A 17498-nucleotide genomic window follows, 5' to 3' on the forward strand; every position below is an offset into this window, starting at 1 on the left:
ACATTTCAAAATCCGGAAATCGCCCAAGAATAAATTGATAACGTCATAAATGAAAAATTCAGTGCCCACTTCCGTTTGCAGGTTAAGCTACAAATGGAAGTGGGCACTTAGACACTTACCCCATACAATACCAGATGAGGTTTTCTATGGATTATTCCATGTTATTTCGCACGTTTGCTATCCCAGATAAGGTAGCCGATGAGAAGCAGGTAAGCCACGCATCCGAGCATCTGCGTCATCTCGTAGCTGCCTGGAGTCTGATATTCAAACCCTACGAAGCGGGTGATTGCAGCAAACACTCCGAACAATGCACCGCCGGCGATAAGACCCGACGAAATCAGAGTGCCACGGTCACGACGGGCATCATTGACAGCCTTATCCTTGGAAGAATTGCTGACGTAGTATGCGATAGCACCGCCGACAAGCATCGGAGTATTGAGCGACAAGGGGATGAACATACCCAGACAGAATGCCAATGCCGGCACACCAAGCCAGTTAAGGATGCAGGCAAGAATAGCACCTACCATATACAGAATCCATGGAGTGTCACCACCCATCATAAGCGGCTCAATCACCTTTGCCATTGCATTTGCCTGCGGAGCCACAAGCGCATCATCTCCGGTGAAACCATACACCTGGTTGAGAAGCATGATGACACCACCGACTGTAGCCGCCGACACGAGAGTGCCGAGGAATTTCCAACTCTCCTGCTTCTTTGGAGTGGAACCGAGCCAATAACCGATCTTGAGGTCGGTCACAAAACCGCCTGCCATCGAGAGTGCCGTGCAGACAACACCGCCTATCACCATCGATGCCACGATACCGGATGTGCCGTTAAGACCTATACCAACAAATATCGCGGAAGCGATGATGAGGGTCATAAGAGTCATCCCTGACACGGGATTCGAGCCTACTATCGCAATTGCATTAGCAGCAACAGTAGTGAAGAGGAATGCTATGACAGTGACTACAAGCCATGCCACGAATGCCTGCCACAACGTGTTGATAACGCCTGCCCAGAAGAAGATGAGAACTGCTACAAGGGCTATTACGATAAAGAATACGATATGCTTCATCGAGATATCCATCTGCCAACGCTGTTCCTTTACAGAGGATGCACCACCTTTAAGCTCTCTGCCGGCGAGTCCGACAGCTTGCTGGATGATGGGCCATGACTTTATGATGCCTATGACACCTGCCATAGCTATACCGCCGATGCCTATCAGTCGCGCATAATCCTTAAACAACGCATCCGATGACATTGACACCAGTTCCGGGCTGCCATACGTGCCCATCAGCGGGATTATGATCCACCATACGAATATCGATCCGGCGAATATTACAAAAGCGTATTTCAGACCCACGATGTAGCCCAATCCGAGAAGAGCCGCACCCGTATTGCAACTGAGCACCAGCTTAGTCTTCTCCGCCAAAACCTGTCCGGCAGTAGATGCCATTGAAGTCACCGTCTCTGCCCACCATCCGAACGTAGCCACAAGATAATCGTAGATACCGCCTATGAGCGACGCCACGACAAGAGTCTTTGCCTGTCCTCCCTCGGCTGAATCCTTCGACTGGCTCGACACGAGCACCTGAGTGGTGGCTGTTGCCTCCGGGAAGGGATACTTGCCGTGCATGTCTTTCACGAAATATTTACGGAACGGGATAAAGAATAATATTCCGAGTATGCCGCCCAATAACGACGACAGGAATATCTGATAGAACTCCACCGTGATGTCGGGATACTTCGCCTGAAGGATGAAGAGAGCGGGGAGGGTGAAGATCGCTCCCGCCACAATCACACCCGAACATGCGCCGATGCTCTGTATAATCACATTCTGTCCCAATGGATTCTTCTTGCCGAGGGCATTGCTCAACCCCACGGCTATTATGGCGATCGGGATAGCCGCCTCAAACACCTGCCCCACTCTCAGACCGAGATATGCGGCAGCCGCCGAGAAGATTATCGCCATTACAATACCGGTGACTACTGAATAAGGAGTCACCTCTTTCTGGTCGTGGGCGGGATGCATCACAGGTGTGTAACTCTCGTCAGCCCCCAGTTCGCGAAAAGCGTTTTCCGGCAGTCCGGTGCCGGTCATGATGTCGTCTTCGTTCTCTTTCATGTAATGTATATGTTTTATGATTAGATTTGTCAAGCAGCATGACTAAGCCGTCAAGACTTCCACTTGCGCGAATTTAATAAAAAATTAGTTGTTTTAAAAATTTTTTGTAATTTTGTATGTCACTTATCAACTGATATCTGTTACTCATTATTATACACCTATAAATCTCAAACAGCATGATAGACAATATCTCTTTGATGCACCGCGCAAAGGCTCAACTTGCCGACAATTGGATGAATGCGGCAATCGGCACACTGATCTACCTCGTCATCATGGGTGCGGCATCGTGCACCTACATCGGCGAACTCGTTCTCTTCGGATCGCTATCGTTCGGCTACTTCCTATTCATCGGCTGTCTTGTCGACACAAAGGCAATGAACCTCAACCTACTTTTCAAGGGCTTCGACCGTTTCGTAGAGACGCTAATTGCCGGATTGCTTTACTCCGTAGCAGTCAGCATCGGCACCGCCCTACTGATTGTGCCGGGCATTATCATCGGTCTGGGCTTCTCCATGACGTTCTTCATCATGGCAGATGATCCCAATATCTCCGGCATCGACGCCCTAAAGATGAGCTGGAACCTCATGAACGGACAAAAGATGAATCTCTTCTGCCTATACCTCCGCTTTATAGGCTGGATGATTCTCGCAATCATCACCTGCGGCATCGGTTACCTCTGGCTGGCACCCTACATGACCGCCACAACCCTTAACTTCTACCGCCAGCTCCGCTACGGCACCTGCTGACACATCATGCACATCCGTTCACGACATCATGCACATCATGCCGTGACATCATGCACATCATATATTTGTGAGCATTTTGCACAACACAATATATGATGTGCTTGATGTTTTATCATGATGTGCATAATGTTTATGCTTGATGTTTGTGCATGATGTATTTTTTTGGGGATACCGTTTAAACTTTCGCAGGCGACAGATGTCATAAGAAAGATTGAATTACGATGAAACTATGAACTTAAAATTTCTAATGCCCGTATGCATGGGCATTCTCCCTCTGACGGCTCTCGCTGCCGGAGACATTACAGGTAAGGTTATCAACAAGGAAACAGGCGATCCGATGGATTTCGTGACTGTGCAGCTCGTGAATGCAGCTACCGGCAAACCTCTTCCGATCGGCACCAATACCGATGAGAATGGCGTATTCATTCTAAAAGGTGTGAAGGATGGCAAATATATAGTCAAGATTTCAAATGTAGGCAGTATAGACCAGGAGCGTCCGGTAGAAGTGAAGAAGGACGACATTGATCTCGGCACACTCCGTCTTGCAGACGACACTAAACTTCTTCAGGAAGTGGTGGTAGAAGGGATACGCAGCCAGATGCGTTTCGAACTCGACAAAAAAGTGTTTAGCGTAGACGCCAACGTCACAGCCGCCGGGCAATCAGCATCCGAACTTCTCGAATCAATACCATCCGTAGAAGTTGACCAGGATGGTGAAGTGTCGCTCCGAGGCAACTCCTCAGTGACAATATGGATAAATGGCAAGGAATCCGGACTTACCGCCGACAATCGTGCGCAGATTCTCGAACAGATTCCGGCAGAGACCATCGACAAAATCGAGGTCATCACCAACCCTTCGGCGAAATACAGTCCGGAAGGCACTGCGGGCATCATCAATATCGTACTCAAGAAGAACCGTAAGGCGGGATATTACGGAAGTGCCGAAATAAGCGGCAACTCCCGTGGCGGCGGCAATGCAGGTGTCAATGTCAATCTCAACAGCAGTAAGGTCGATGCTTTCGCCGGCGTGGGATTCCGTATGCGCCATGCAAAGGGCGGCTCCTTAATGAACCGTGAGTTTACCAACGGCACATACACAAAATCCGAAGGGGAAAGCCCATCGCATGGCAACGGACTATTCTTCCGTCTCGGAGCTACGGTGCATCTGACTGACAAGGACGACATTGCAGCCAATGGATTCGGAATGTTTGGTCACAACTGGGGACATTCCACTACCAACTACCATTCCAACGTTCCCGGCAACTGGCTATCTAACCTTGATTATTCCCACAACCGTGGCGACCACCGTGGTGCACATGCCGAACTTAGCTACACACATAAATGGCGCGACAATCACGTGCTTGACATCACAGGCTCGTTCAACAATTGGAGCGGACCAAACAACAGGTCGTACCTTCAGGATATCACATACGCTGACCGCGAGGAGACAATCTACCAGGAGCAGAACATGGACATGAGCAACCGTTCGTGGGAAGTGAAAGTGGACTATACTAACCAGTTCAACGAATATCTGAAGCTCGAGGCTGGCTATAATGGCAACTTCGGCAAGGAAAATACCCCTACCGACACCTATACCGGCACCTCTGCCGCCGATATGACCCAAGATCAGGATCTCTACAACCGCTTCATATATAAGAACAATATCTCCGCACTCTATGCGACGCTGGGCGGCAAGGTTAAGAACTTCAGTTTCTCAGCCGGATTGCGTGCCGAGAGCTGGCAGGTACGCACCCGCTCGCTTGGGTTCGGTCAGACGGAGAGTGACGTCGAGGAGTTTAAGAAAAACAATTTCGCGCTCTTCCCCTCGGCTTTCATCTCATGGTCGCTTCCACATGACAACGAGATGCAGATCAACTATACCCGTCGTCTGCGTCGCCCGTGGGGAGGAATGCTCAACTCGTTCCGCGACATATCAGATCCCACCAACATATCATACGGTAATCCGGAGTTGGAACCTATGTATTCAAACGCCTTCGAGTTGAACTACATCAAGAGCTGGACCTACCACATGATAAGCCTCTCAGCATACATGCGCACATCCACCAACATGATGAACCGCATCAGCTATCTTGACAACGACGTCATGTACACCACCTGGGCGAACGTGGCTGATCAAGTAAATTCGGGATGTGAGATTGTGGTGAAGAACTCCCTTTTCAAAAGCCATCTTGACCTCACCACCACCGTCAATCTATACAACAACCATATCAGTGCGTGGAACTACGACTTCAAGTCGGAAAGCGGCAACATCGTACCCATCAGCGGCGACAAGCAGAACAGTTTCGCATGGGATGCCCGAATGATGGCAAACGTTCGTCTCCCCTGGTCGCTCTCGCTTCAGGCTACAGGCAACTACAATTCTAAGATGCTCTCTGCACAAGGTTCTCGTCAGGGAGGCTGGAGCGTCGACCTTGGCGGGAGAAGAGTGTTTGGAGCATGGTCATTCTCCGTCAACTGCCGCGATCTCTTCGATTCGCGACGATTCAAGAGCACAACCACCGGACCTGACTACACGCAATATAACGAAAGATGGAGAAACGGACGCACCGTCCGCCTCACCATCAAATATTCATTCGGCAACATGAAAGCCAAACCGTCGAAAAATGAGGGCGAACCCATGGACGGCAGCGGCTATGGCGACGGCGGCGATATGTAGGTGTCACTTGCGGTCATACGAGCCTACAGATTGAAATAGAACGTGCCTGTTGACAATACTGTGTAGAAATCATAGTAGACGCCACGAAGGTAATAATTGGTGTTGTAAGCCGCCACGTTCAGACCACGGTTCCACATGTCGGTCCAAGGATTGTAGGCAGCCAGCACGGTGACATCGTAATCAACACCATTGTAGACGTAAGCTACCCTCATCGGTATTGTTCGCCACACTCCCGTAGCATCATATCCGCATGCAATGACGTTGGTCTCCCCCTGATTGGTCCACGACGGTGATGGTATGGGCGCGGAAGGATAGTTAGTCCATCCCGGACCCCAGCCGGGTCCACAGCCTGCCCCCCAACCGGGACGATAACCCGGCATGCTTGGCGACGGGATCACCGGACCGGGCATTCCACTCCCTATAGGATTAGGTCTGAAACTGCCACCTGTGCCCGGAGCCGGCAGACTGTTCTGGGCATATATGGACATCGCCGACAACACAGCGACAAACAACACAACCAATACACGGAGCAAGCCTCTTGCTCCGTTTCTCTTTTTATATACATCCTCTTTCATAGCATATCCTCACTTTCCTATAATATTTAATATCAATTAATATTTAATATCAATCTGATATCCATTGTTTGAATAGAGCAAAATTCAATCATTTTCACTTACAACAAATTGAGACAGGTAAAAGGTCGGGGAGTTTTTCATCCGAAATCCCAAAATTTACACTTTTTATGACAATCTCACTGCGTCATTCCCATTTTTTTTGTAAATTTGCAAATTAATAATCACAATAGGCTCCACGGGGCCCCGATAACCTTCAACAAATAATGGCAAAACAGGAAGACGTTTTCAAGACCATTGTAGCCCATGCTAAGGAATATGGGTTTGTGTTTCAATCAAGCGAAATTTACGACGGACTCTCCGCAGTGTATGACTACGGACAGAATGGCGTTGAACTAAAGAATAATATCAAACGCTACTGGTGGGAAGCGATGACAATGCTCCACGACAATATCGTGGGTATCGATTCCGCAATCTTCATGCATCCGACCATCTGGAAGGCATCGGGCCACGTAGATGCGTTTAACGACCCGCTGATCGACAATAAGGACTCCAAGAAACGCTATCGTGCCGACGTCCTCATCGAGGAGGAGATCGCTAAATTCGACGATAAGATCGAGAAAGAGGTGGCAAAGGCTCGCAAACGTTTCGGCGAGAGCTTCGACGAGGCTATGTTCCGTCAGACTAATCCGCGAGTGCTGGAGAACCAGAAGAAGCGCGACGAGCTTCATGAGCGATTCTCCGTGGCAATGAATGCCAATGACCTTGCCAACCTCCGGCAAATCATCCTTGACTATGAGATCGTGGATCCGATTTCAGGCACACGCAACTGGACTGACGTGCGCCAGTTTAACCTCATGTTCAAGACTGAGATGGGTTCCACTGCCGATGGTGCAATGGAGGTATACCTGCGTCCGGAGACAGCACAGGGCATTTTCGTAAACTACCTCAACGTGCAGAAGACAGGTCGCATGCGTATCCCCTTCGGTATCGCTCAGATCGGCAAGGCATTCCGCAACGAGATTGTGGCACGCCAGTTCATCTTCCGTATGCGTGAGTTTGAACAGATGGAGATGCAGTTCTTCGTTCGTCCCGGTGAAGAATTGAAATGGTTCGACAAATGGCGTCAAACCCGTCTGCGCTGGCACAAGGCTCTCGGACTCGGAGATGAGAAATATCGTTTCCACGACCACGAGAAGCTTGCCCACTATGCAAATGCAGCTACCGATATCGAATTTCAGATGCCGTTCGGATTCAAGGAAGTGGAGGGTATCCATTCCCGCACGAACTTCGACCTCTCCCAGCACGAGAAATTCTCAGGCAAGAAAATACAATATTTTGACCCAGAACTAAACGAAAGCTATGTGCCCTACGTTATAGAGACATCTATCGGTGTTGACCGTATGTTCCTTAGCGTATTGTGCAGCTGCTACGAAGATCAGCAGCTGGAGGGTGGCGACCACCGCGTGGTGCTTCATTTCCCGGCTCCGCTTGCTCCGGTGAAATGTGCAGTTCTCCCTCTCGTGAAGAAAGATGGTCTTCCGGAGAAAGCACGCGAGATCCAGCATAAGCTACGCTTCGACTTCACCTGTCAGGTGGATGAGAAAGACTCCATCGGCAAACGCTATCGTCGTCAGGATGCAATCGGCACACCTTATTGCATCACCGTCGATCATCAGACTCTCGAAGACAACACCGTCACCTTGCGCCACCGCGACTCGACGGAGCAAGAGCGCGTCAACGTTGACGACCTTGAGAAGATACTTGCAGAGAAAGTGAGCCTCAACAGCCTTCTCCGCAAACTCCTTTGATAAAACCCCATACCACGCCGCCGGCATACCCGGCTATACCGGAGATACAGGCGGCGTGCATAATGTTTAATTAGAACCCGTAATCTTTAATTAGAATATGAGAAAATTCACGTGTAAACTCCTACTTGCCGTTTCTGCATTTGCGGGAGCAAGTTCTCTCTCTTCTTGCAACTACAACTCCCTCGTGGAGCAACAGCAAGGTGTGGATCAGGCTTGGGCTCAAGTGGAAAACCAATACCAACGTCGTGCTGACCTTATCCCGAATCTGGTCAATACCGTAAAGGGGTATTCCACTCATGAGAGCGAGACCCTGACGAAAGTGACTGAGGCAAGAGCCAAGGCTACCTCAATAACCATAGACGCGGACAACCTCAATGAGGAGACCCTCGCAAAATTCCAGGAAGCGCAAGGCGAGCTGTCGCAGGCGTTGAAATCTCTTCTGGCTGTCACGGAAGCTTATCCCGACCTGAAAGCCAATGAGAATTTTATGAATCTCCAGACCCAGCTCGAAGGCACCGAGAACCGTATTGCCACCGAGCGAATGAGATATACGGAAGCGGTGAAGGAATACAACACCAGCATAAAGAAATTCCCGACGATGATTTATGCCGGATGGTTCGGGTTTAAGGAGAAACCTCAGTTCAAGGCTGAAGCCGGAGCCCAGAAGGCACCGGAAGTGAATTTCTGATACTTCTTCATAACATAATCTATGCGAATTAAAAAATTCGGATTTCTCTTGCTCCCCACCCTTATCTTCGGAATGTCGTCCTGTCTCAGCGACGACAAACAGGAAGACTATTCCGGATGGCGTCAGGAGAATATATCCTACATTGAGAAAGCTGAAGCCGAGACCGAAAATGGCAAAGCCAAGTATGAGAAGATCATCCCTAAGTGGGATAAATCATCTTTCGTGCTCATGGACTGGCACAACGACCGCACGGAGACGGAGCGCAATCTGTCGCCTCTCGACAACTCCACCTGCAACGTCAAATATCTCCTGACAAACATCAAAGGGGATACGCTCGACAGTTCCTATGCCTTGACCGACAGTATTTTCAAATGCAAGCCGAATGAAATGATCACCGGTTTCTGGATTGCGTTGACCAACATGCACATCGGCGACTCAGTAACCACCGTCATACCCTACACAGCCGGCTACGGTGCCTACGGCTCCGGTTCGGTCCCCCCCTTCTCCACCCTTATCTTCCAGATCAAGCTCCTCAGCATCCCCGGTCTGGAAAAATAATCACTAATAGAATAAAAGAAAAAGAAAGAGTAAAAGACTCGCGGGTCTTTTACTCTTCCCTTTTTCCAAGACCCGGCAGTTTCGTCACTCGAAGAGTGATCCAAGTCCGGACAGATTCAATCTGTCCCCCTCTCTACCAAATCCCCATCAAAATCCAAAGACACAAACAAAATCTATGAAGCATACAATCCTATCCATATCCGCAATCGCAATCGTATCAGCCCTCCTTACGAGCTGTTCCGCCTGCTCCGAGACGGAACATACCGAAGCCATAACAGCAGAAATCACCGCAGCCCAAATGGCAGGCAGAACCGCAGCACGCGAATACCTCACAAAAGAATGGAAAGACAACGCCGACCTACGTCAGATGCTCGAACTCACCGAAATGCACAAACCGAACCTAATCGACACTGCCCACAGCGAATGTGTGGCGGCATTCGACTCAACATTCATCTCCACAATACGCGCAGTCAACCCCTCCCTCGCCGGCAGAGTCGCCCACATCAAACAGAAGTAGAAGTCAGCAGGGTGCCTTTGCGACCCTCTACGCCGATGCCGAAGAGGGCATAATCGTAGATCACCGGGTCATCGGGACGGAACGTGCGCAATACTGCCGTCAACTGCTCAACACTCTTCCTGTCGTTTGCCTTTCGGCTGATGAGGCCTAATTCTCGCGATATATTGCCTACATGCACGTCAAGCGGAATATAAAGCTTGCTCTTAGGTATGGATTTCCATACTCCCATATCAACTATACCATCATCGCGCACAAGCCAACGCAACGCCATGTTCACGCGTTTCAATGCCGTCTGCTGAAGATTCACGGGGAGACACTGGCTGCAAGTTGCCCCTCCGTTGACGTCGCTCATCAACCTCTGCATCCCCTCTACAAGATTCCATGCCGGGCTTTCAGTATCCCCGCATCCTATCGCTGCGGAGAAAGCATCCAGACTCCCATATTCCGAATATATCCTGTGCATACCTCTAAGGAAATAGCTGAAATGCTCGCCAAACATTGTGCGATGGATATTAAGACGAGGATCAAGGTCTTCGTAGCCCTCATCCATCACGTAGCGATACGGTTCATAATCCATCAGCGCAAGCATCTTTTCTGCATCACGGCAAATCATCTTCCTATTGCCCCAGGCAATGATAGCAGACAGGAACGACACAATCTCTATATCCTGCAACCGGCTGAAACGACGTGGGAACTGCACAGGATCCTCATCTATAAACGACGGATTATTAATTCTCGCCGCCTCTGCATCCAGCAGCTCCCTTATATCCGATAAATCACCGGCACCATTCTCTTCCTTCAAAATCTTTTCCATATCATTTTACTTTTATTTTTTCGGGATCGGATTCACGATTCATGCGGTCAAGGGCTGTCACGACGAAGGTGGAGCCGGAAAGCTGCGAAAGATCGTCGGAGATGAGCACACTATTATATGGCGTCACCGCAATTATAGCCTGTGGGTCATCAAGATCAATCTCCTCCCCTGCGAAAAATTCATATACTACGTATCTGACAGCATCCGTCTCTTCGGGAGTATGGTCATGATATTTCCGCTTACCAGTCCATGTCAGAAACAACCGATCGCCCCGATTCTCCACCTGAAGATCCTTCACACGCGACGGCTTCAACGACTTGTCGCCATATTCCGGAGGCAATGCAATGGTAGACTGATATTTCATCGCAAGCGAATCCGCCACGCCCTTATAGTTACCCGTCACCCAGTAGCCATGCCACCAGACATTCCCCTTCACGTTGGGAAGCCTACGCGACAGTTTCACTTTTGTGTCAAGTTCATTCCTGTCGTTATTCCGAGGGTCAGGCGTATTCATAGTCCGCTGCACATCCTGACCTATATACACATCTACCCCGTTGGCATTATCGTTCCACCATTGGGCGAGATGACGGCTTGGCGCAGCCTTCATGTCGAGAGTCCAGTAAAGCTGCGGCGCAAGATAATCAATCCAACCATTCTTCGCCCAAAGAAGTACATCGGCATAAAGGTCGTCATAATTCTGAAGACCGTTGCTGTTACTCCCCCGGCTATCTGTGCTCTTGTTGCGCCATATACCGAAAGGACTCACCCCGAATCTTACCCACGGCTTCTCCGATTTAATCGTGGTGTGGAGTTGCTCAATAAGAAGATCCACGTTATTACGTCGCCAGTCATTACGGTTCATTCCGTTGCCGAACTTCCTGTAGCTTGCATCGTCAGCCTGAAATTTCTTACCATTGGCAGGATATGGATAGAAATAGTCATCAATATGAATGCCATCGACATCATACCTGTCGATGATATCCTTCACCACTTCACAGATAAAATCACGGTTCTCCTTATATGCAGGATCAAAAAATACTTGCCCGTTAAACTTCACAAACCTATGCGGCTCTCTTTTCGACACATGGTCAGCAGGCAGGATATCCTTTGCATTCGATGTGACGCGATACGGATTGAGCCATGCATGAAACTCCATCCCCCTCTTATGTGCCTCCTCTATTGCAAAAGCCATCGGGTCCCATTCCGGATAAGGAGCCTTACCACGTTTTCCGGTAAGCCATGCACTCCATGGCTCAAGTTCCGACCTATACACGGCATCCGCCGTGGGACGCACCTGAAAAATCACTGCATTGCATCCGGCATCCTGAAGCTTCTGCAACTGCGACACTATATATTTCTGCGCTTCGGCAGTAGACTTACTCTGCCATTGCGTCTGCCCTATGACGTGGAGCCACGCACCACGGAATTCCCTTTTCGGATTATCGGCAGCCGACGGCAATCCTGCCATCAACGCCACCCCTGCCAAGAAACTGATTATTCTCCTCTTCATTATCACTCGGTTAATACCACTACAAAATTACGGAAAAATTTTTATTTGTCTCTCCTTTTGAGAATAGAAAAATTGATTATAAATTTGCACAATGAATGGCGTGGAAGGATGGAATGCCTAACCATTTGCCATCCTACTTTATAATCTATACTCTAACAACCTTAAATCATCCCCACTAATGACCCGACAGAGATACGACACACTTATGTCAGACGTGCGCGACTACACGATGATTGTAGTCGGGCAAATATTGTATGCTATAGGCTTCTGCGTGTTTATACTCCCGCATCAGATTGTGATCGGTGGTATGACCGGCGTCGGCACCCTCGTATATTTCGCCACAGGTGGACTAATTCCCGTAGCCGTGACAATGTATGGATGCAACATCGCGCTCCTTATAGCCGGCTTCAGGATGCTCGGAAAGACATTCCTTATACGCACTATTTTCGGTGCTACCGGAATGTCGATATTCATCGGACTTATCGAGAACTATTTCATGAACCATCCCGCACTGCTGCAACAGACCGAAATGAGCATCATACTCGGCGGAATACTCTGCGGTCTGGGCATCGGCACCATCTACGTACACAACGGCACTTCGGGAGGCTCCGACATCATAGCCGCCATGGTGACAAAGAAATCAAACGTCAGCGTCGGCAGAATCCTCATGATGGTGGATATGACAATCGTGGCTCTCACCTTCTTCCTCCCATTCAATGGCACACTTGAAGAGCGCGTGCAGGAGAGCCTGCCAAGGATAATCTACGGATGGATAACCATATTCGTCTATTCCTATATCACCGACACCCTGCTCAACACCAACCGGCAATCAACCCAATTCGTAATATTCTCCAACAAATGGAAAGAGATAGCCGATTCAATCAACACCGATGCCCACAGAGGCGTGACAGTACTTGACGGGACGGGATGGTATACCAAAAACAATGTGAAGATCCTGCTCGTATGGTGCCGCAAGATAGAATCGGTCACTATATTCAGGATCATAAAAAACATCGACAACAACGCATTCATAGCCCAAAGCAATGCCAACGGCGTCTATGGCAAGGGGTTTGACACTATGAAGGTAAAGGCTATAAAGAAGCATAACGCTTGATATGACACCCATACAGATAAACAGACAGCGTGGCTGACAATCGGGTCAGCCACGCTGTCTGTTTATTCATCATTCAATTACCGTGACGTCATTCATAATAGCTCAATCTGGCGGCGGCAAGCTGATATTCATACATGAGATCAAGATATTCCCGGTTTGCCTGAACGAAATAGTTATATTCATTCATATAGTTGAGCAGGGTGATCTGGCGCGCCACAAGAGCCTTCCGGAGGAGCTCAAGCGGAGCCATGTCAGACACTATCGGTGCATATTCCGCTAACGACTGCTCATAATAATCAAGCTGCACGAGATCCTCCTCAAAATCCGCCTTACGCTGGCGCAACATTATCTCTGCATCAAGGAGAGCCAACTCGGCATCCACCACAGCCGCCTTACTGGCATGTTTCCTGCTCCACGATGGAAGACTTATCCCCACGGAGAATCCGTTGAATCTTTCGCCACCTTCCGACTCATGCTCATAGCCTACCGAGAAGCCGGGAAGCCCCGACATCTTCGCTACCTTCAGATTCTGACGCGCCACTTCCGTCTGAAGACGCGCAGCGGCATATCCGGGATCACGCTCCTCTATAAGAGACAGCGTTCCGGCAAGTTTACCCTTGTCAATGGCAGGATATTCATCCCCGGCAAGCCTCACCACCTCATCAATCGGTGCGCCACCATTGAATGCCTGCAATCTTACCAACAGCGCATCCCTGTCACGCTCAAGCTGGTGTAGTTCCCTATGCACACCTATTCGCTCTATTACTGTCTTATTATAGTCGATACGGGTCTCCAATCCCTCCTCAGCGGCACGCTTATAGTAAGACTCCATGCTGTCGAGCCGCGCTGCATATCGGCTCTGATGGCAGATAAGCTGCTGATTATGTATATAATCGATAAGCAATACCCGTGCGTCCCTGCGTGTGTCAAGCATGGAGGATGCTCTTAGAAACTCCAATGCCGACTCGGCTGTGTCTGCCGCCCGCTTCCTCGCAGCATAAAGTCCGGGCCAATCAAACCCTTGACTTACCGACACACCCAATTTATTACCCGCCTCAGCATTAGTGCCCCATACACGCGAGAACTCAGCCTCCGGACCGGGAAGCACATTCTCCGCACGCATCGTTTCCACTTCTGACACTCCGCGCTTAATTGCGGCTTTTGATTCAAGGTTATTGCTGACCAATATATTCAATGCGTTCTCAAAATCATTGGCATATACGCCTGTCAACGCTGTCGCCACTAAGGCAACCGTCAATAACATGCTTCTCATTTTTCCTTCTTTATTTCTTTTTTACTGACAATATAACATATTATCGGGACTATAAAGATATTCAACAAGGTTGAAGATAGCAAACCGCCCAATATCACGATAGCCAAAGGCGACTGTATCTCGTTGCCGGGAAGATGTCCGCCGACGGCGAGAGGTATCAATGCAAGAGCCGAACTCAACGCTGTCATAAGTATGGGGGTAAGACGGTCAGCCGAGCCATGTATGATAAGTTCGAGAAGACCTTCTCCGTCGTGACGCAGAGTCTCGTATCTCGACATGAGAAGCATGCCGTTGCGAGTGGCGATACCCATTAGCGATATGAATCCGATTATGGCAGGGATGTTCATCTCTCCCGAGGTGAAACGCAGGATAAACACTCCGCCGATAAGGGCAAGCGGCATATTCAGCATTATGATAGCCGCACTCACCCAACTGTGGTATTGTCCGTAAAGAAGAAGGAATATGATAATAATTGAAATGACCGATACCAACGCAAGAGTGCGCGTTGCAGCCTGTTCGCTCTCAAACTGTCCGCCATAGCTGACGTGATAGCCGGCAGGGAGATCTACATTCTCCTCTATCTCCCTCTGAATATCCTCCACCACGCCACGCAAATCCCTGCCATCAACATTAGCCGACACCACAATCCTGCGGCTGACGTTCTCACGGTTGACCGCATTCGGTCCGGATGTTGACACCACATCCGCCACCGCACTAAGTGGAATCTTACCTTTCTGCGAATCGATCATGAGCGAATTTATGCTCTCTATCGTATTGCGTGCATCCGGCTCCACGCGGAGAGTGAGATTGACAGGGAAACCATCCTCATACACCTGCGACACCACCTCGCCTGCCATCGCCACGCCGATATAATCGGCAAACTCCGACATCGGTATGCCATAGTATGCGAGCATCTCACGGCGCGGACGCACGTCAAGCTGCGGACGTTCCATAAGCTGCTCGATATTGGCATCCACCACGCCATCCACCACCTTGGTCAGCTCCTTGATCTTGTTACCCATAGAGTTGAGTACCGACAGGTCTGGACCGAAGAGTTTTATTGCAATCTGTGCCTCAGTGCCCGAAAGCATGGCATCGATACGGTGAGAGATCGGCTGACCCACCTCTATATTGGCACCCGGCAGATGCGACAATTTCTCACGAAGCTCCGCCACCATCTCTCGCCGCGACCTACCCTTGTCGAGCACGTAGGGAGCCTCTATCTCGCTGACGTTGACTCCTAAGGAATGTTCATCAAGCTCTGCACGTCCGGTCTTGCGAGCCACGGTGCGTATCTCCGGAATACTGAGTATGATCTTCTCAGCCTCACGCCCCACCTCATCGCTACGGTCGAGCGATATGCCCGGCAATGTGCTGACGTTGATTGTAAGCGACCCTTCGTTAAATGGGGGGAGGAAACTTCTGCCAAGCGTGAAGAACATCCCTATCGCCACGATAAAAAGCAGAGCCGTGCCGCCTATCCATATCCGGGGCTTGCTCAGCGCATGGCGTAATCCGCGTTCGTATGCCGAAGAAAGCTTGCGGGCAAGCCACGGCTGACGGTTCAACTGCGACATTGCCTTCTTGCTGCCGAGCAGATAACTGCACAGCACCGGGGTAACGGTCAGAGCCACTATCGTGGAAGCCACCAGCGACACGATGAAGGATATGCCCAACGGCTTTAGCATACGCCCCTCCATACCGTGGAGGAAGAACAGCGGAATGAACGATGCCATTATTATCAATGAGGAATTGAAGATAGGCATACGCACCTCCTTCGATGCCTCAAACACTATCTTCAGTACACTCTCACCCGATTCCCGGCGTTCCCTAAGCCGCTTATACACATTCTCAACATCGACAATGGCATCATCCACAAGCGAACCGATCGCAATGGCAATGCCTCCGAGACTCATGGTGTTGATGGAGAATCCCAACAGATAGAGTATTATGAGAGTGACGAGCACAGAGAGCGGCAATGCCACGAGCGAGATCAAAGTGGTGCGCAGGTTCTGAAGGAAGAAGAATAGCACCACAATCACAAATATCGCACCCACAAACAGGGATTCCTGAAGATTGGAAATTGAATTCTGTATGAAATCCGCCTGACGGAATATGTCGGTATGCAGCGTCACTCCGGCGGGGAACGTCTTTGAGAGAGCAGCAAGTTCAGCATCTATCTTCTTGGTTAGTTCAATAGTACCGGCACCGGGTTGCTTCGAAACAGTGAGCAACACCGCAGGCTCACTGCGCACGGATGCCACACCGAGACGTGGCTCCTCTCCACCTTCCGCAATCTCTGCCACATCGGAAAGCAGTATTGGACTGCCACTGTCGCCACCGACCACTGTCGTTGCCAACTCATTGACGTCGGTTGTGCTGAGATCCCCCTTCACGATATACTCATTGCCATAATCATATACCACGCCACCCGCCACGTTGCGGTTCATGCCTGACACTGACTCCCTCACCTGATTCAGAGTCACTCCATAACGCTGCATCTTAGCTGGACAGAGGCGTATCTGATACTCCTTGGCATCCCCGCCTATCACCGACACCTGCGACACTCCGCCCAGCGAAAGGATACGCGGACGCACCTGACGCTCGGCAAGCGTGCGTAATTCCCGGAGACTGATCGTAGAGTCTGCCGATGTCATGCCGATAATCATCATCTCCCCAAGTATTGAGGATTGGCTGCCCAACGTTGGGCTACCTGTGCCCGGGGGCAACGTGCCCTCTATCTCCGATAATTTTTCTGCCACTATCTGGCGTGCCAGATAAGGATCGGTGTTCCAATCAAATTCCACCCACACCACGGAGAAACCTGTCGTGGTGGCAGAACGGACACGACGCACACCGGATGCACCGTTGACAGCAGTCTCCACAGGATACGTCACCGTGGTCTCAATCTCTTCAGGCGCCATACCCGGAGCCTCGGTCATGACTGCCACCGTAGGCGCGTTAAGGTCAGGGAATATATCAACCTCCATGCGCATCATGACAATGACACCTGCCACGAGCAACAACCCGGTCAGTACCACAACCGCAAGACGATTGTCGAGCGAACTCTTTATTATCTTATTCAGCATATC

13 protein-coding genes are annotated in these 17498 nt (G+C 50.0%); 7 read left to right on the forward strand and 6 right to left on the reverse strand.

Features of this window, described 5'->3' with window-relative positions; all coding sequences use genetic code 11:
• Nucleotides 1-161: 161 nt before the first annotated feature.
• Nucleotides 162-2126 (reverse strand): OPT family oligopeptide transporter, encoded by a 1965-nt coding sequence (locus E5331_RS07355; protein ID WP_136013231.1) that lies wholly within the window; start codon nucleotides 2124-2126, stop codon nucleotides 162-164.
• A 176-nt stretch (nucleotides 2127-2302) separates the two neighbouring features.
• Between E5331_RS07355 and E5331_RS07360 the strand changes: the two genes are divergently transcribed.
• A complete protein-coding gene (locus E5331_RS07360; protein WP_123483039.1) occupies nucleotides 2303-2872 on the forward strand; it encodes a DUF975 family protein in 570 nt (189 codons plus the stop codon).
• 259 nt (nucleotides 2873-3131) lie between these two features.
• On the forward strand, nucleotides 3132-5549 hold the full coding sequence (locus E5331_RS07365) for a TonB-dependent receptor (RefSeq protein WP_168355172.1): 2418 nt from the start codon (nucleotides 3132-3134) through the stop codon (nucleotides 5547-5549).
• A gap of 23 nt (nucleotides 5550-5572) precedes the next feature.
• Here E5331_RS07365 and E5331_RS07370 read toward each other — a convergent pair whose 3' ends face one another.
• The gene (locus E5331_RS07370) at nucleotides 5573-6124 is read right to left on the reverse strand and encodes a hypothetical protein (RefSeq protein ID WP_136013233.1); all 552 of its coding nucleotides are present in this window, start codon (nucleotides 6122-6124) and stop codon (nucleotides 5573-5575) included.
• 263 nt (nucleotides 6125-6387) lie between these two features.
• Between E5331_RS07370 and E5331_RS07375 the strand changes: the two genes are divergently transcribed.
• The 4 genes from E5331_RS07375 to E5331_RS07390 all read left to right on the forward strand — a co-directional run bounded on the left by E5331_RS07375 (nucleotide 6388) and on the right by E5331_RS07390 (nucleotide 9695).
• Nucleotides 6388-7932, forward strand: a complete 1545-nt coding sequence (locus E5331_RS07375; protein WP_136013234.1) for a glycine--tRNA ligase — start codon at nucleotides 6388-6390, stop codon at nucleotides 7930-7932.
• A 97-nt stretch (nucleotides 7933-8029) separates the two neighbouring features.
• Complete coding sequence (locus E5331_RS07380) at nucleotides 8030-8620, forward strand: LemA family protein (protein ID WP_123483033.1); 591 nt, start codon at nucleotides 8030-8032, stop codon at nucleotides 8618-8620.
• Nucleotides 8621-8641: 21 nt separating this feature from the next.
• On the forward strand, nucleotides 8642-9178 hold the full coding sequence (locus tag E5331_RS20650) for a BamJ family beta-barrel-assembly machinery protein (protein WP_275441128.1): 537 nt from the start codon (nucleotides 8642-8644) through the stop codon (nucleotides 9176-9178).
• Between the two features lie 175 nt (nucleotides 9179-9353).
• Nucleotides 9354-9695, forward strand: coding sequence for a hypothetical protein (locus E5331_RS07390; protein ID WP_123483032.1), 342 nt, complete (start codon nucleotides 9354-9356; stop codon nucleotides 9693-9695).
• Here the strand turns inward: E5331_RS07390 and E5331_RS07395 are convergent.
• Both E5331_RS07395 and E5331_RS07400 read right to left on the reverse strand, forming a co-directional pair.
• Complete coding sequence (locus tag E5331_RS07395) at nucleotides 9682-10509, reverse strand: TIGR02757 family protein (RefSeq protein ID WP_123483030.1); 828 nt, start codon at nucleotides 10507-10509, stop codon at nucleotides 9682-9684. The two genes, E5331_RS07390 and E5331_RS07395, sit on opposite strands and share 14 nt — an antisense overlap.
• Before the next feature lies 1 nt (nucleotide 10510).
• On the reverse strand, nucleotides 10511-12019 hold the full coding sequence (locus E5331_RS07400) for a glycoside hydrolase family 10-like protein (RefSeq protein ID WP_135984752.1): 1509 nt from the start codon (nucleotides 12017-12019) through the stop codon (nucleotides 10511-10513).
• Nucleotides 12020-12197: 178 nt separating this feature from the next.
• Here E5331_RS07400 and E5331_RS07405 point away from each other — a divergent pair, with 178 nt between their 5' ends.
• Nucleotides 12198-13133: a YitT family protein gene (locus E5331_RS07405; protein WP_123483026.1), complete on the forward strand. Its 936-nt coding sequence runs from the start codon at nucleotides 12198-12200 to the stop codon at nucleotides 13131-13133.
• Nucleotides 13134-13221: 88 nt separating this feature from the next.
• On the opposite strand, the gene E5331_RS07410 is transcribed toward E5331_RS07405, so the two are convergent.
• Together E5331_RS07410 and E5331_RS07415 are read right to left on the reverse strand one after the other, a co-directional pair.
• Nucleotides 13222-14406: a TolC family protein gene (locus E5331_RS07410; protein WP_135984754.1), complete on the reverse strand. Its 1185-nt coding sequence runs from the start codon at nucleotides 14404-14406 to the stop codon at nucleotides 13222-13224.
• Nucleotides 14403-17495: an efflux RND transporter permease subunit gene (locus tag E5331_RS07415; RefSeq protein WP_135984756.1), complete on the reverse strand. Its 3093-nt coding sequence runs from the start codon at nucleotides 17493-17495 to the stop codon at nucleotides 14403-14405. Before E5331_RS07415 ends, E5331_RS07410 begins: the two co-directional genes overlap by 4 nt.
• Nucleotides 17496-17498 lie beyond the last annotated feature (3 nt).

It is taken from the genome of Lepagella muris (assembly GCF_004793975.1).
In the GTDB taxonomy this organism is placed as follows: domain Bacteria; phylum Bacteroidota; class Bacteroidia; order Bacteroidales; family Muribaculaceae; genus Lepagella; species Lepagella muris.